Source organism: Pseudomonas coronafaciens pv. oryzae str. 1_6 (assembly GCF_000156995.2).
GTDB classification, from domain to species: domain Bacteria; phylum Pseudomonadota; class Gammaproteobacteria; order Pseudomonadales; family Pseudomonadaceae; genus Aquipseudomonas; species Aquipseudomonas tremae.
In genome coordinates this window covers 5,337,533-5,353,736 of record NZ_CP046035.1, presented here as the reverse complement: position 1 = coordinate 5,353,736, position 16,204 = coordinate 5,337,533, and the positions used below count along the sequence as shown (strand labels likewise).

Annotated in this window: 10 protein-coding genes; all 10 read right to left on the bottom strand. The window is 59.1% G+C overall.

Features of this window, described 5'->3' with window-relative positions:
• Window positions 1–10: 10 nt before the first annotated feature.
• From tssM to tssE, 10 genes are read right to left on the bottom strand one after another with little or no spacing between them, the layout of a single operon-like run.
• Window positions 11–2,503 (bottom strand): type VI secretion system membrane subunit TssM, encoded by a 2,493-nt coding sequence (tssM, locus tag POR16_RS24395; RefSeq protein WP_005895923.1) that lies wholly within the window; start codon window positions 2,501–2,503, stop codon window positions 11–13.
• A complete protein-coding gene (tagF, locus tag POR16_RS24390) occupies window positions 2,500–3,423 on the bottom strand; it encodes a type VI secretion system-associated protein TagF (protein ID WP_005895928.1) in 924 nt (307 codons plus the stop codon). Before tagF ends, tssM begins: the two co-directional genes overlap by 4 nt.
• 31 nt (window positions 3,424–3,454) lie before the next feature.
• Window positions 3,455–7,372 (bottom strand): type VI secretion protein IcmF/TssM N-terminal domain-containing protein, encoded by a 3,918-nt coding sequence (locus tag POR16_RS24385; RefSeq protein ID WP_005895931.1) that lies wholly within the window; start codon window positions 7,370–7,372, stop codon window positions 3,455–3,457.
• Window positions 7,373–7,402: 30 nt separating this feature from the next.
• Window positions 7,403–8,116 carry a type IVB secretion system protein IcmH/DotU gene (gene icmH, locus POR16_RS24380; RefSeq protein WP_005895934.1) on the bottom strand — a complete coding sequence of 238 codons (714 nt, stop codon included), beginning with the start codon at window positions 8,114–8,116 and terminating at the stop codon, window positions 7,403–7,405.
• On the bottom strand, window positions 8,113–9,456 hold the full coding sequence (gene tssK, locus POR16_RS24375; RefSeq protein ID WP_005895938.1) for a type VI secretion system baseplate subunit TssK: 1,344 nt from the start codon (window positions 9,454–9,456) through the stop codon (window positions 8,113–8,115). Before tssK ends, icmH begins: the two co-directional genes overlap by 4 nt.
• On the bottom strand, window positions 9,453–10,208 hold the full coding sequence (gene tssJ / locus POR16_RS24370; protein WP_080267969.1) for a type VI secretion system lipoprotein TssJ: 756 nt from the start codon (window positions 10,206–10,208) through the stop codon (window positions 9,453–9,455). Before tssJ ends, tssK begins: the two co-directional genes overlap by 4 nt.
• A gap of 24 nt (window positions 10,209–10,232) precedes the next feature.
• Window positions 10,233–12,836, bottom strand: coding sequence for a type VI secretion system ATPase TssH (gene tssH / locus POR16_RS24365; RefSeq protein WP_005895948.1), 2,604 nt, complete (start codon window positions 12,834–12,836; stop codon window positions 10,233–10,235).
• Window positions 12,833–13,903 carry a type VI secretion system baseplate subunit TssG gene (tssG, locus tag POR16_RS24360; RefSeq protein WP_005895951.1) on the bottom strand — a complete coding sequence of 357 codons (1,071 nt, stop codon included), beginning with the start codon at window positions 13,901–13,903 and terminating at the stop codon, window positions 12,833–12,835. Before tssG ends, tssH begins: the two co-directional genes overlap by 4 nt.
• A complete protein-coding gene (gene tssF / locus POR16_RS24355; RefSeq protein ID WP_005895954.1) occupies window positions 13,867–15,699 on the bottom strand; it encodes a type VI secretion system baseplate subunit TssF in 1,833 nt (610 codons plus the stop codon). The genes tssG and tssF overlap by 37 nt, the downstream gene beginning before the upstream one ends.
• Window positions 15,699–16,181, bottom strand: coding sequence for a type VI secretion system baseplate subunit TssE (tssE, locus tag POR16_RS24350; RefSeq protein WP_005895957.1), 483 nt, complete (start codon window positions 16,179–16,181; stop codon window positions 15,699–15,701). The genes tssF and tssE overlap by 1 nt, the downstream gene beginning before the upstream one ends.
• Window positions 16,182–16,204: the final 23 nt, after the last annotated feature.

Here is a 16,204-nt window from a genome sequence, read left to right as displayed (position 1 = left end):
CGGCACGCACTCAGTTGAGTGCGCGTACTTCGATCTCTACGCGCCGGTTTGGCTCCAGGCACTGAATCAACTGAGCCCTGGGCTGCTGCATGTCGCATTTGACCAGAGGCTTCTCGCTGCCTTCACCCACCGCGTCCACCAGCTCGGCGGGTACACCTTTGCCGACCAGGTAAGTCTTGATGGTCTGCGCCCGCTGTTTGGACACCTGCATGTTGCTCTGCGGGTCACCCAACTGGTCCGCGTGACCTGCGATCACGATCTTGCCGATGTTCGGCGTGCTCAGCAGCTTGCCGGCAATCGCGCTCAACTGGTTTTGACCTTCGGTTTTCAGGCTCTGGAAATCCGCACGACCGAAGGCGAACAGCGTGTCCGACTCCAGCGTAATCGTCTCGATGGCCTTCAACGACTGCGTCAGCAGGCTATTGATGTAATTACGCGAACTGGATGTCAGAAATGCGTTGTCGAGAATCCGTGGCACATCCAGTTCGTGAATCTGATCGCTGTAGAAGTTGATCTGGCGGCTGGCGTACTCGTAATCCTGATTCGAGCCTGGCTCGGCATTCGTGTTGATGGTCTTGCCGGTCTGACGTGCGATGGCCGGGTACCAGTAATCAGGCATCTTCGCTTTCAGGAAAGCCGGGTCGGCCTTCTCGCGCTGTGCTCGCGACAGCATCACGTACGTGTCCAGCGTTGCCTTGCCGAAGGCCGCGATGGACTGCGCACGGTTGTCGGGCGGCAGGGCCTTGGGCTCGACACTGTCTACGCCAGTGACCGGCATCAGGTCCTTGGCATTGCGCTGGTAGACCTTGATGGTGGTCAGCAGGTACAGCGAGCGCGTCAGGTTGTCTGCGGTCGGCTTGAGCATCACCGTTTCCAGGCGATTGAAGTAGCGCGTGCGCAACAGCGGCTCGATGTCATAGCCCCTGTAGAGTCCCAGACGCATGCGCAATGGCACACCTTCATCGTGATGACGGCCGTAATAGAGCGCTGTCCAGAAGCGCATGCGATCCAGTGTCTGCCATTCGGTGTATTGCCCGGTGGCCTTGCTGTCATCCGCTACGGCTTGGGCCAGTTCATTGGAAATCGACTGAATGTTGTCCTTGTTGTTCCAGTACGACCAACCCCACAGGCTGCAGATCAACAGGGCAACCAGGCTGGCGCCGCCAATCCAGGCGGCCTTGCGACGCCGCTCGCGGTGGTTGGTGGTGTACAGCGCCACCAGGTGCTGGTCGGGGATGATCACTTTACGGAACAGGCTGTTGATGAACAGCGGGTGCGGTTGCGCATTGCCGTCCACCACATCCTGCTCGCTTTCCAGCTGGAATCGCTCAGTGACCTGGCGAGTGTGCCCACCCATTTCCGGCTGATCGGCGTCCAGTGCGCTGGTGAAGTAGAAACCGCGCAGCATCTCGGCGCTCTGATATGGGTTGGCGCGCAGCAGGGCATCAACGAACAGCCGCAAGCGCGGTTTCAGCGCTTCCAGCTCCAGCGGGAAGCGATACACCGCCGTGTCCTGGCGGGTGATCTGTATGTCCTGCAGTACCAACTGCTGATTCGCCACCTCTTTCCAGTAGCTGATCAGCTCGTCCATCGCCACGCCGAAGCGCTGGCCCCAGTCGGCCTGCTCGTAGCCTTTGTGCGGGAAGGTCTTGCCCATTACCTCGCCACGCGCCATGTCGTCCAGCTGACGGTAGAACGGCACAAAGCCCGGTACCAGATCGCACTTGGTGAACACCAGATACACCGGCAGGCGTACTTCCAGCAGGGCGTGAGTTTCCTGGATTCGTTCGCGCAGACGCTTGGCAATGCGCTCCTGATCCTCGACCGAAGCTTGCAGGATGTCGTGGATGCTGACCGTCACGATCAGGCCATTGAGCGGTCTGCGCTGGCGATGCTGACGCAGCAACTGCAAAAACGCCCGCCATTTGCCGGCTTCTTCCTGATCGTTCATGTAACGGCCAGCGGTGTCCAGCAGCACGGCTTCGGAGCTGAAAAACCAGTCGCAATTGCGCGTGCCGCCCAGCCCGGCGACACGTGCGCCTTCACGTTCGGCGTAAGGGAAGTTGAGACCCGACTGATACAGCATGGTGCTCTTGCCTGCTGCGGGCTGGCCGACGACCAGATACCAGGGCAGGGCATAGAGCGCGTCCTTGGCATTGGAGCCGTTCGGTTTGTTGCTCTGCAGGCGCTCGATGCTTTGCAGCAGACGCTCACGCAGCATGCTGACCTCTTCGCGATCTGCCGGGCTTGCGTTGAGCACGGCCTGATCGGCGTCGTCGCGCAACAGCCCCTCAAGGTTCTGATGCTGAGACACACCGCGATACAGCAGCAGAACATAAGCGGCTGACAGCAACAGGAACAGGCCGATACCGGTCAGCAGGCTATTCATCGAGCTGAAGCCAAGGGCTCGACCGATGCTCCAGACGATAAATATCGCCAGGAAAAAGCAGACCCCTAGTATGTAGGGCTGGTAGCGCAGGAAGTAATACTTGATTTTGTTCATACGGACTTCAAATCCAGCACATCGACAAAACGGTCGATAACGTCATAAAGAGGGCGGTTTATGTCTGGAAACACATGGCCTCGGTGGTGTTCGTCGAACGCGTCGAAAGGGGCCAGCACGTCATAGTTCTCCGAATGCTCACCCACGCCCGTCACCACGCGGTACACGCCTGTGGTATTGCGGGACGGAAAACAGAACAGCCTGGGGCGCATGAAGTCGTCCGCCAGAATGCTGATCTGTGGCACAGCGTTGTTTGCGTTGAGGCGCGACAACCAGTTGACCCAAAGATCTGCAGTCGGGTTCTTCAAGCCCCGTTCGGCAGGTAGCGGCAGGGAAATCCCGACCGGCGCCTTGTGTGACGGTCGGCTCAACGCTTGCAGCCTGGTGAGCACGGCATTGCTGATGAACTCGGGGTAAGAACTCTCCAGCGACTTGGCGATGTCACGCAGCGTGAAGTTCACCAGAAACTTTTCATGCACACGCCGGAACAGCTCGAAGTCCTGCCCTTGCAACGGGCGCAAGGCCCTTATGCGCTCGAACAGCACCGCAGTGCCTTCCGCCTGCGCCGCCATGTGCAACAACGGCTTGATCTGCCCGGCGAACAGTTCGCTCAGGGTGAACGGGTTCACAAACACGCCGGCATCGCTGGCCTTCACCGTTTGAAAGATGAAGAACGGATAACGTCGCGCACTGGAGTCCCGTGAGCTGATCAAACCGCCCACCAGCCAATTGCCGTTGCGTGCCCGGTAGCTGAAGAAACACACTGGCAACCGGTCGAAAAGCGTGCGCCAGTCTTCGCGGTGCTGCATGTCGGCCAGCGCGCCCTGCAGCCAGGCGTCGAACTCGCAGGCTTCTTCGCTGGCGCCATGCAGGCTGACGAAGTCTGCGCTCGCGGGCACTTTTCCGAAGCAGCCAATCATCTGCTGCCCTCCAGATCCGCCATGCTCATCCTCACTTGGTCCGTCCATCAGTTGCATTCAAGGCACTCAGCGCCTTGACGTTCGCCAGGTCGGTCAGTTTTACGCCGCCATAGTTGCGAACCACGAGGCTGACCGGACCTTTGGCGGTGTTCCAGCTGAAACGCTGCTGGATGCCGTCGAGGTCGGCAACATGCGCACTGTCGTTCATGCGCAGCAGGCCCCAACGCCCTGTGTAGTCGAACACGGTAATGCGTTCGCCCGACAGCGTCACTACGTCCAGGCGTGCGCCCGGTGCGGTGGTAGTGCCTGGCCAGGAGAAGCGGCTCCAGCTGGTTTTGCCGTTGCGGTAATGTTGTTCCTGGCCATCCAGCGTGAAGATGATGTCAGTGAAGTAGGCCGACGGCTCGAGCATGATCTCGAAGCCATTGTCGCGGTCCGACAGGCTGGCGATGACTTCGCCCAGCGAGCTGGCCTTGTCGATATTGCTGACCAGTTTCGGATTGACCAGCGGTGCCTTGCTGCCGCTGCTCATGCCCAGACCTTCTCCATCGGACAGGTTGCCGATTTCGTTGCGTTTGAAATTCGGCAGCAAGCCTGATTCCGGATCGACGAAGCGTTGCAGATCTTTCACCGATGCCTCGTTGCGGCTGTCGGGAGCGATCGGGTAACGATGCGCCATGACCTGGTCCCAAGGCTTGGCAACCTGTTTGGCCCAGGCTTTAGCGATTTGCTCGCCAGCCGGGTCACGCAGGGTTTCCCAGGCGAACTGGATCGGCAGGCTGAACAGGCTTTGCAGCGACGTGGAAAGCCCGCCCTGGCTGGTATCGACCGTGGTTTCAACGTAGTTGCGCACGTTGGTGACTTCGCTCGGCTGGCCTTCCAGGGTTTCACTGATCAACTGCTTGCTGCTTTTACCGACATCCTGCGAACGCTGGATATTGCTCATCCGGACCTTGAGCTTGCGCAACGCAGCAAGGTAGCGGTCCATGATTGTGCTGTCGGCGCCTTCGGCGTTCTGCGCTGCGAAGACCCGCGAAACAGGCTCGAAACGCTTGGCCAGGCTGCCGTCATCGACCGCGGGCAGTGGCGAGGTCAGCACACTGGCTGCAGCTTCCTTGTTGTCGAAGATACCGCCGACCTTGCCCCAGAAACCGTCATCGCGCTTGACCCCGGTCTGCTGTGCTTCACGCGGTGCAGGTACGTCCCACTGGGTGTTTTCGTTGACCGCCGACAGCAGAAGTTTTACTGGTGAGTTACGCACATCGCTGAGCAACGACAACTGTTGCGTGGCATTGGCCATATCGCTGAAGCGACGCACACCGATGCTGTCGATCATGGTGTACCAGACCTGCGTGTAGTCACGTTTGTAACGGGTCATGAACTCGCGGACGAAATTGGCTTTCTGTACGACGCTGTCACCGCCCTCGCCATCAAGTACCCAGTCCGTCTCGTTACGCAGATTGCCCGACACCAGTTTGATCAACTCGGGTTTGACGAACTCATCCCAGCCTTGGCGGGTGAAAATCGCAGGTACCGCTTCCGAGCCATACAGCAACTGGCGGCCGGGCATCGGCACCAGGTCATTCAGGCCGATGGCCGGGAACTGACGGCTCGATTCAAGTTGCAGGCGCAGGTATTCACGGTCCACCAGCGAGCTGGAAATCATGAAGAACTTAAGGCTCTTGCGAGTTTCATCGATCAACTGTTCATTGCGTGGCATGGCCGGCGCGTCGCCATTCTTGAGCAGTTGCACGTAAACCGGCGAGTTGTCCTCGATCACGTTGTCGCTGATCGGGTTGGCATCGCTGGAAATACCTGTCCAGGCCACCGGCAGCGCCACACCGACAAACTCGGTTTCCGGATGCGCGGTGGGCTGAGTCAGTATCAGATAAAGCTTGAGGGCGTTGTATGACTCGATGATGGACGCGACCTGCCGTTCATCGAGTCGGCCGAGCATTTCTTCCGACAACGACAAACCGCCTGTCGTCGCCGACAGCTCGGCCGCATCGTTGGCGGTCGCCGGATTGCGCAGAGCGGCAATCGCCTCGCTGCGTGTCTGGCTGGCTGTGCCACGGGCGGCGCCAGTCAGGCGATTGGCAACATCGCCTGTGCTGCGCGGGATACTGCCCAGGCTGGTCGGACGGCCTGCTGCGAGGTTGCGAGTGCCGCGGTCCAGCAGTTTCTGGCCCTGAGCGCGTGCCTTGCCTGTTTTGGTGCCAGAGCCAGCGGTTGCAGCGCCGAAGCCATACTGCGGGTCCATGGTTTTTGCGAACTCGTTGAATTCGCGCATCTGCAATTGCAGCTTCAGTGTGATTGGCTCCAGCGCCTGGGTACGCAACTGCTGCAAGTAAGCGGTCTGTGTGGCGAGATAGATATCACTACCGCGATACAGGCCACCACTGAGTTGCAGCGGTACGCCCTTGGTGCGGTATTTCTCGATGATCGCCAACTGATTGCGCAGCAATTCCAGCCCTTGGCCGGAAGCGAGGCGTTGCGCGCGGTCCGGGGATTGTTCCAGCTCGGTCAGTTGCTGGCTGATAGAAGCCAGCCACTGCCGGTTGTTCTGGAACGACAGGGTTTGCCAGCCGATGAAGGCCAGCCCGGCGAGCAGCGCCACCCCAATGGCAATCGGGCCGATTGATCTGTCCCGGCCGTGGCGTGACTGGTACAGCGTCAGGTCGCGGTCAGGGAAGATGACGCGGCGGAAGGTGTCGGTGATGAAATAGCTGCGATCACCGGTTTTGCGGTTTTGCTCCTGCTCCAGCGCAGCGGCTTCGGAGGCCGGCAGCAAGGCGAAAGACTCTGCAAGGTCATCTTCATAGACCGGCGTCAGCTGTTTTTCGGTTTGCAGAGCGCTGGTGAAGTACAGGCCGCGCAACAACAGCGGGTTACCGTTGACGTTACTGCGCGCAAAGTGCTGCAGAAACTCTTCGAGAACGGTCGACAGTTCAGCAAAGTAGCTGGGGAAGTTCAGCAGCGCACTGTTGGCGTTGGCACCCAGCGCGGTTATCTGCGAGTCGACGTGACGACTGACATGCGCCTGCAGATTTGCCAACTTGGTTTTGAGCACCGAGCGCAGGCTTTGGGTGTTGATCTCGTTCAGACCGAAGGTCATGCCCAGCGGCTGTTGGCGCTCGTGCAGGTCCAGACCTTCAAATGCCTGATTGAAGCCCGGCAACTGGTCGGTCTTGGTCAACATCAAGTAGATAGGCGGGTTGGCATCCAGGCAATCGGTGTATTCCTCGATGCGCGATACCAAGCGCGCGCCCATCTCGTTACGCTCTGCGGCAGAGGCAGCTAACAGTTCCGGCAGGCTGACCACCAGCACCAGGCCGTTGACAGCCGCTTTACTGCGTTGCTTCTTGAGCATGCGCAGGAACGCAGCGAACTCGCTGGCCGACTGGTCGTCGCGAAGGTAACGGCCAGCGGTATCGATCATCACCGCTTCAGGGCTGAAGTACCAATCGCAGTGCTGGGTGCCGCTTTCCGTGTCGTTGGCGCTGCTGGCAATACTGGCCGACAGGCCCGAGCGCGTCAGCAACGAGGTCTTGCCCGCCGCCGACATGCCGATGACCAGATACCACGGCAGGTCGTAGAGCGCCGATGAGCCGCCGCCACCCGCCGAACGATCGGTACGCAACATGGCGATGGCATGCTTGAGACGGTCGCGAAGCACTTGCTGATCGCGGAACTCGCCGGTCGATTTCAGCGAACGGTCAACTTCGATCTGGACCAGATTCTCGAGGTTGTGTTCGGTACGGATCCGCCGGTATTGACGCAGCACGATCAGCAGCAGATAGAAGGCGCTGATGATCGCCATCGCTTCGAGCATGTAGCCTTGCAGCCAGCTGATTCTGGGGGCGAAAAACCAGCACACGGCGAGGCTCGCCAGCCACAGTATCGGGACCAGAAACCAGAAACTTTTTAACAGACGCAATAATGTCTTCATGTCTTCCTGACTCGGTTACCTGAGCGGGGCTCAAGCATTGAACAGTTGGCTGATTTGTTCGGCCAACGCGGCCACGTCTTTGCCCAGCAACCAGTCGAGTGTCAGATAGACAGCCAGGCACACGAGCGCAATGAGCACCAGATAGAGCCAGACCGGCACTTCATGACGAAGCATCTGTGAAACCTGATCAGGCAACGCCCAGTCCGGCGACAGTGCCTTGGGCGTCTTGCGATGCCGCGCAATGTCCTGACCCAGGGTGTTGGCCAGATAGCGCAGCTGGTCTTTCTGGCCGAGGCCGAACTTGCCTTCGAAACCCAGCGCCAGACACAGGTGGTACACCTCGAGCACATCGAGGTTTTTCTTCACGTCGGCGCGCAGCAGCTCAATCTTCTCGAAGAAGCCCTCACCCGCGAGGTGAACCCCGAAATAACGGAACTGCAACGGCTCCATTTCGAAGTGGCGACGCATGTCGTTATCGCCTGAGCGCAGCACGCTTTCATCAAGGAATGCGCACAGTGCGTACTGGGCGTCCTTGACCTGTTCGACGCTGTAATTGGCGCTGCGCGCCTGGCGCTCGAGGTTAGCGAAAAAGGTATCGACGCTGGCTTCGAACGCAGTGACCGAGGTCGACTGGCGACCGCGACGCACGATCAGCGCCATGGTGATGAAGTCCCGTACCAGGTCTTTGAGCGTAGGCTTTTCGGTTGCGGCCGTAGCGGCACCTTGCATCACGGCATCATTCATTTAAGCACCGCCAACAGTTCAAGCTTGAGATTGGTAAACGCGCTGGGCGCGTAGAAGGAAATGGCCTGGGCTTCCATCATTCGCTCATACACCCGGCCATGCGGCTCGATGGAGAAATAATGGTTGTCCAGGCGCACCGGAATGGCGTTCGGCAGACGTGTCGAGTGGTTCAGTGTGACACCAGGCATGGCGCTGTTGACGACCACTTCGATGTCTTCCGGCGAGCCCACCTTGAACGCGCGCGGCACCAGTTCCAGTAGGCTGGAGCCAGGCATGTCGGCGTGTACCGAGATATAGAAGTCGGCTTCGGTGAGGCGCGGGTCCAGCAACTGGCCTTGCCAGTACGACGGTCTGACCTGGCTCAGGTTGATGACGATGCACTGGTTCGGGATCACGTTCTCGAGCAACAGACGAACCAGTTCGTCAAGCTTTACCAGCGAGGCGGCCGGGTCCTGATGATCGTAATCCGGAATGTCGGTGAGCTGGGTGTCCAGCGAGAAGGTCAGCAAACCGCCTGCCAGTTCGGCAAGAAACAGGTACAGACGCTCTGGATGCAGGCGTGGATGGGCCAGTAGGTGTGCCAGTTGCGGATAAGCCCGGTTGACGGTGTTCAGCAGCCAGAACAGCGTCACGTCGCTGGAACCAAACTCGGCGATCTGGTCCGCACGTTCGCGACGGCGACCGGAAAGCGCTTTGCTCTTGGCTTGCAACACGCTGATCAGGCGCCTGCCGAGGCCGATCAGTGTCTCGTGAGTGCCCACGTGCAGGGTCGGATGCACAAAGTGAGCATCAAGGTTGAAGCCACCGATGTTGTTGCGCGCCAGTCGGGCAATCGGGCAGTAGCTGTAACCGTCCAGACTGTCGCCATCGACCAGCATCACGACGTTCAGCCGCAGGCTGGTGATCTCGTTTTCCAGATCGCCTTCGTTGAGGTCCGGCAGCGTGTCGAACTGTTTGCGGAAACGCCGGGCACTCTTCTGTTCCTGACCGTCTTCGACGTAGTTCAGGCCAAACGGTTCAGGCAGTTTAAGCGCTGCGTAAACCTTGATTTCGCCACCTTTGATGAGGTTCTTCAGGTCGCGTGCAGCAGGCAGCGGATCGTGCTGTGGGGCGTCGTAAAGGCTGCCGTCCGGGAACACCAGCTTCAGGCGCTTCAGCTGCAGCGAGCCGGTCGCCAGTGCCTCTACATCGACCTCAAGGGTTTGCACACCCCAGTGGAAGGGGGTGTTGCGCAGGGTCGACTCAGCAAGCTGATGCTGATGAAACTCATCCTGGTATTGGAAATGTTGTGGCAAAAGGAACATGCCTTCCGACCACATCACGCGGCTTTGTTTGCTCATTTGGCGCCTTCCAACAAAGAATTGAATTGTGAGTCCGCCGCTTTTTTAGCGGAGCTGCTGGCAGAGTCCTGAACTTGCTGAACTGCCGCGTCCTGCGCACGATCGGTCAAGGTCTTTTCTGCAGGTTTTACCGGCAATGCATTGGATTTGTTGAACTGCTCTTCGGTCTTGAGTCTGTTCAGCACATCCACACCGCGGGCGGCGAGGATGTAGTTGTTGTCCACCAGCACGCGAACACCGTCGGACGAGAACCAGATACCGTCCTTGCGCAACGTATTGGCGTCGAACGCCACTTTCCAGCGGCTGTTCTCGTCAGTCCGAAAGAACGCCGCGATGCCCACGTACGAAGCGTTGGGGTTCAGCGGCCATTGATCGGTCTGGCCCATGCCCGGCAGCAGAATCAGCTCCTTGCTTTCGACCAGCGTGTTGCCCAACGCCTTTTGTGGATTATCCCAGAGGCTGTCGGCGTCGATGGACTCGAAGCGCTCCAGCGAGGACAGTTGATAAACGCGCACCACTACCGAGAGCGGCTTGCCGTACTCATCGGGGTTGAGCTGGTTGCCACCGTCGGTCGTCAGGATCACTTTCTCGTTGTCACCGAACATCATGTCGCCAGCCCAGGTGTCATCCATGCGCTTGGCGACACGGTCTGTCACGCCACAGGCGGACAGCGCCATCATCACTGCCAGAACAGCCAGGCACCTTGCCAAGGCTGGCTTCGAGGAACTTTTGCCTTGAAGTCTTTTATTCATCACGTGCTACCTATGGGTGATCGATCAGGTCAGGGTGTAGGCGAAATCGCCGTCGCTGCCCAGGTCGATGCTCAGACTTTGAATCGGTTTGTCCTGCGCCATCCGCTCGAGCACCCGCTGGGCGAGTTCCGGCATGAGGGTCTTGGACAGAATGTTGTCGATGTTACGTGCGCCGCTGTCCACTTCAGTGCAGCGCGAAGCGATGGCTTTGATCAGCGCCTGGTCGTAACTCAGCACCGCCTGATGATTGCGCTCGAAACGCTTGCGAATGCGCTCCAGCTTCAGTCCGACGATGCGCTCCAGGATGGCGTCCTGCACCGGGTAGTACGGCACGATAGTCAGACGACCCAGGAACGCAGGCTTGAACACTTGGTTCAGCTCGTCGCGCAGGCCTTCCACGATGTCATCGGGAGTCGGCTTCTGCTCGGTGTTCAGGCACCACTGCATGATGCGGTCGGTGCCTGTGTTGGACGTGAGGATAATCACGGTATTGCGGAAATTGATCTCGCGACCTTCGCCGTCGTCCAGAACACCCTTGTCGAATACCTGGAAAAACAGCTCGAGCACGTCCGGGTGGGCTTTCTCCACCTCGTCGAGCAACACCACGCTGTAGGGCTTGCGGCGCACGGCTTCGGTCAGCACGCCGCCTTCGCCGTAACCGACGTAGCCAGGCGGGGAGCCCTTGAGGCTGGAGACCGTGTGCGCTTCCTGGTATTCGGACATGTTGATGGTGATGACGTTACGCTCGCCGCCATACAGCGTGTCAGCCAGCGCCAGCGCGGTTTCGGTCTTGCCGACGCCGCTTGGACCCAGCAGCAGAAATACACCGATAGGCTTGTTCGGGTCTTCCATGCGCGCTCGGGAGATCTTGATGCGCTTGCCGATTTCTTCAAGCGCGTGATCCTGACCCAGTACGCGTTCACCCAGCAGCGCAGGCAGACTTTGCACGGTGTCGATCTCGTCGCGCAGCATCTTTCCCAGCGGGATGCCGGTCCAGCCGGAGATCACTTCGCCAATCGTGCCGCCGTCCACCAATGCATGGACCAGCGGCTGCTCGCCCTGAACGCTGGCCAGTTCGGCGCGAACTGCGGCAATTTGCTCGGCATCAGGCTCGCCGCGTTCCGGAACGCTGAGTGCGCCGAGTTTCTCGACCAGTTCCAGCTCGCGCTTCCACTGTTGTTCCAGCGACTCGCGGGTGGCCTGTTCGGCTTTTAGCTCTTCGTGCAGGGCGGTCAGGCGGCGTGCGTGATCACTGCCCTTGGCGGTTTCCTGCTCTAGCACAGCGATTTCTGCGTTGAGGTTATCGATGTGACGCTTGCAGTCTTCCAGTGCGCCTGGCTGCGCCGATTGACCCAGCGCGACGCGGGCGCAAGCGGTGTCGAGCACGCTGACCGCTTTGTCCGGCAGCTGGCGACCCGTGATGTAGCGGTTGGATAGTCGCACGGCCTGCACCAGCGCTTCGTCCATCACGGTGACCTTGTGGTGTTCCTGCATCTTCGCCAGCAGCCCGCGAAGCATATGGATGGCCTTGTCTTCGTCAGGCTCTTCGACTTTCACGACCTGGAAGCGACGCGCCAGCGCGGCATCTTTTTCGAAATACTTTTTATACTCCGCCCAAGTGGTAGCGGCGATAGTGCGCAGCTCACCACGAGCCAGCGCAGGTTTGAGCAGGTTGGCGGCATCGTTCTGCCCGGCCTGGCCGCCCGAACCGATCAACGTGTGAGCTTCGTCGATGAACAGAATGATCGGGTGCAGGCTGCGCTTGGTTTCTTCGATGACTGACTTGAGGCGGTTCTCGAACTCGCCCTTGACCCCGGCACCGGCTTGCAGCAAGCCCAGGTCCAACGTGTGAATGGCGACGTCTTTGAGCACCGATGGAACGTCACCCTGGACGATACGCAGCGCCAGACCTTCCACGACCGCTGTTTTACCCACGCCGGCTTCACCGGTCAGGATCGGGTTGTTCTGACGGCGGCGGGTCAGGATATCGACCATCTGCCGTACTTCGAATTCGCGTCCCAATACCGGGTCGATACGACCGTCGCGAGCGCTCTGGGTGAGGTTGACGGTGTACTGGTCCAGCGCCGGAGTCTTGCCGTTGCCCTTGGTGGTGGCGCCTGTGCTTGCGTCAGCGTTCGCCAGCGGCTTGCTCAGTTTGGTCTCGGGGCTGCCCTCGACCAGCGCGCTCAGGTTGAGACGCAGGTCGTCGGCGTTGATTTTTTCCAGTTCCGGGGCCGAACCGATGACCACGCGACGCAGTGCATCGTCGTCCAGCAGGGCCTGAATCAGGTGCCCGGTGCGAATCTGCGACTGACCGAACTCGATCGACGCCAGCACCCAGGCCTGTTCGATCATGCGGGTGATGTGCGGCGAGAGGGCCGGTGTACGTGTGTTGCCCTTCTTGAAGGTCCCCAGCGCCGTTACCAGCTGCGCTTGCAGGCGATCAGGCACCACATCGTAGTGACGCAGGATCACTGGCAGATCGTTCTCGTTGCTGTCGAGCAATTGCAAAAGCAAATGCTCGACCTCTACGTCGTAATGGTTCTCCGACAGGCACAGCGCTGCAGCGCTCTCAGTGGCGGTACGGCTCGTTTCGTTCAGCTTGGCGAACAGGGACTTCAGGTTCACAGGGAGACCCCATCAAAAGGAATGTGAAAAAGGGCGCAACGTGAAGGCTCCACGTCGACACCGGGGCGTTTGAGCCAGCCAAGCCAGCCCAGAGATACGTTGCCTTGGCGGCCCAGTCGGGCCACGGGTACAGCTTCGGGTTTGAGCTTCGGCGCAATCTGGAAGTCCAGTTCGGCACCGATATAAAAACGCACCAGTTCAACCAGCTTCTGGTAATCCACAGCGCCCGGCTGGAAACGCTGGTAATCGACCAGCTCCAGCGGACCCATTTCGATACGCACGCACGACTGGTAATCCCAGACGCGATTGCCGGCCACGGCGCTTTGCCCGAGCACGGCATTTTTGCGACCCAGTTGCGTGCACTGGCTGCTGTCGAGCTTCAGCCAGCGTCCGGCAAACTGCTGGACCTTGAACGGCAGCGAGAAATAAAAACTCAGCATGACCTCCAGGTTCAGGGCATTACGGGGCTTCTGGGCAAACATTCCCGAGAAATAACTAAACAGTTCGCGACGCAGTGGCGACTCGTCCTTGTCGAATTTGCGTTTCAGCGCCTCAGGACCGAAGCCCACAAGGTTGAGCAAATAACGATCAAAGTTCGATGTGCCGCTGCGCTCGTACTCGATGTAAAACTTGTACTTCTGCCAGGCTTCGTAAAACAGCGTGGTCATGCGGTGCGAAAAAACATCCAGAAACGCATGCGCAGCGTCATCCCGATACTGGATGTGCCGATCGATAAGCAGCTCGGTGTAAGGGCGCGGCAATACGCCAGACGGCCCGACCAGCCCCATGAACGTGACTTGCACCTCGGACAGCGGCAAACCTGCGGCCGATACCTTGCCCTCGCGTTCGAACTGCAGATCACTGACTTCACTGGCCGGGAAGTTGAGTGACAGCTGCGAACGAAAACGCAGGGGGTCTTCATGCGGCCTGGTTTCCAGGTCCATGCGCCCGTTTCTGCTGTAGTGCAGGCGAAGCAAACGCACCAACTGAAAAAATTCGAATCGGTGCGGCTCAGCCCTTGCCTGGTCAATCAGACCAGGGGTTGATCGCCTGTTCGCGGGGGCCATTGGACCACTCTCTTTTCGCGCTGCAAGGTGCGAAGGGTTAATTGGGTAAAGCTGTTCATCGAGCAGTACTGGCCGAAGAAGTGGTCAAGCACCATGCCGAACAGAAATACGCCGCTGCCGGTGTACTGGCTTTCATCGAATTTCAGCGTGATGCCGACGCCGCGAACAAAGTTCGGGCGTGGATGGCCGATACGCGCCACCACCGGTTCGCTGGTCACCGAAACAATGCCGTTGATCTGCTTGCGGATCGCCGACACGTTGCGGTAGTTGTAAAGCGACAGCAGCTCGAGCAGCACTTCGCGCCCCTTCGAAACCAGCGACATGTGGTTGAGCGACAGGTGGGAAATCAAACGCCAGATGACCCCGTTGCCCAGCGGTACTCGGACCGTCGCGGTGGGCTTGCGCAGGCAGCGAATGTCTTTGATCACCGAGTTGGACGGAATATTGAAATCTCCGCGCTCGCCGCCAAATGGCAGCATCAGCGGCAGGTCGCGGTTGCTGCACGTCAGGCGGATACTCAGCGTGTCGTTATTGGAGTCAAGCAGCTCCAGATCACGGTCCACAACCCGGATGAACATGTTCGAGCCATCGCTTTGCCGGCTTTGCGTAGGGCGCCGCCGGGCTATCCAAAAACTTTGCCCAGGGCCTTGATCACCGCGAGGCTCAAAGAACGGATGGCAGGTGCCGACCTGGTCGTTGCCGTTGATTTTCTTCACGCGGCGCACGCGGTCGATCGATACCACTTCGGCGGAGCTTTGCAGGCGCACGTCCGGCGTTACGGCGTATTCATGCTGCACGTGGGTCAGCTTGATCGGCTCGGCCTGTTGGCGGAACAGGTTGATTATCGGGGTGCAGTTGAGCTTGAAATTGTTACGGCCGATGTTCTGGGTCAGGCGTGCCAAGCGATCTGTCAGGTCGTAATCGGAAAAGTAGAAATTGATTTCGACTTTGGCGATCTCTTTGCCCGCCAGGATGCGCGCAAAGCCCGACAGGTCGAAGAACATGAACTTGTCCGGGAACGTGAAGTACTCGTGCAGCAGTCGATAACCCAGAAACGAGCGCTCCGAGTAATCTACCAGGCCTTCATCCAGGCCATAGCCCACGGACTTCAACGCACCAGCTGGCAGTACCACCTCGCGAATCCGTCCTTCGTCTTCGAACGACAATGTGGCCTTGGCCAGGTTGTTGAACAGCAGCTCGTACAACTGATGCATGAGCGTGCTTTCGCCATCGAGGAAAAAGCGCAGGCGGTCCAGTTCCATCTTGCCAAACAGGACATCGGAAGTAGCGGCCAGACCGATGCGCAGGCGTGCAATCAGGTCTGCACTGTGGCCGTTGAACGCCGAGCGCTCCATTTCAATGAAAGAAGCGCTTTGCACTGCAACCGGCCACATCTCGACCGGGTAGCACGTACGAAACTTGCACACGATGCCGTCCACCGCATTGGCGTGCAGCTCTGTGTGGCGGGCCACTCGATAGGACTCGGTGACCTTTTCCTGCTTGCCCATGTTGAACTCGACGATGGACATCGAGGGGGTAGGGCGCAGGTAATGCGGGTACAGCACCTCCAGAAACGACTCGACGATTTCCGGAAACTCGTCATCGAGTTTCTTGTGTACGCGCGCAGAAAGGAACGAGAACGCCTCGATCAGGCGCTCGGTGTGCGGGTCCTCGCAATTGTCGCCTTCGATCAGAAGCCGCGACGCGATCTTCGGATATTGAGCGGCGAATTCCTGGCCCAGAAAGCGCAGGTGCGAGAGTTCTTTCTCGTAGTAGGGCAGCAGATCGTCGAGCATCAGTTGAGGTTCTGCACTTTGTATTCCTGAGTGTTGACCTGCAGCACAGCGTCAAAAGAAACCTGACGCGAAATGTCCTGCAGGCGCAGTACTGCGTCCACACGAAAAGTCAGCATGCGTTGGCCGGTCTGTTGTGCAAGCAACTGGACTTTCACGCTACGAAAGCGTCGGTCGCCCACGGTGATCGCCTTTTCCAGCTGACGCTGGATCAGCAGACGATCCTGTGGGTCGAGCACGCTCCGACTGGTGAAGTCGGGCATACCGTAATCGAGAATGGTACCGCTCAGATTGGCGAAGCCTTCCAGCTCGCCAGCGACCAGAGACTGGCGAGTGTTCACCAGAATCTCCAGGTCCCGAACGATGCTGGCCTTGTAATCGGCCAGCGAGCAAAGACGTTGCGATGATGCTTCCATGGACTGATGCGGACGATCGTCGAGCAATCGATCCAGCAATGAAGGCAACAGCTTGTGTTGGCTACTCATGTTGCCTCCCTGGCCACGTAATG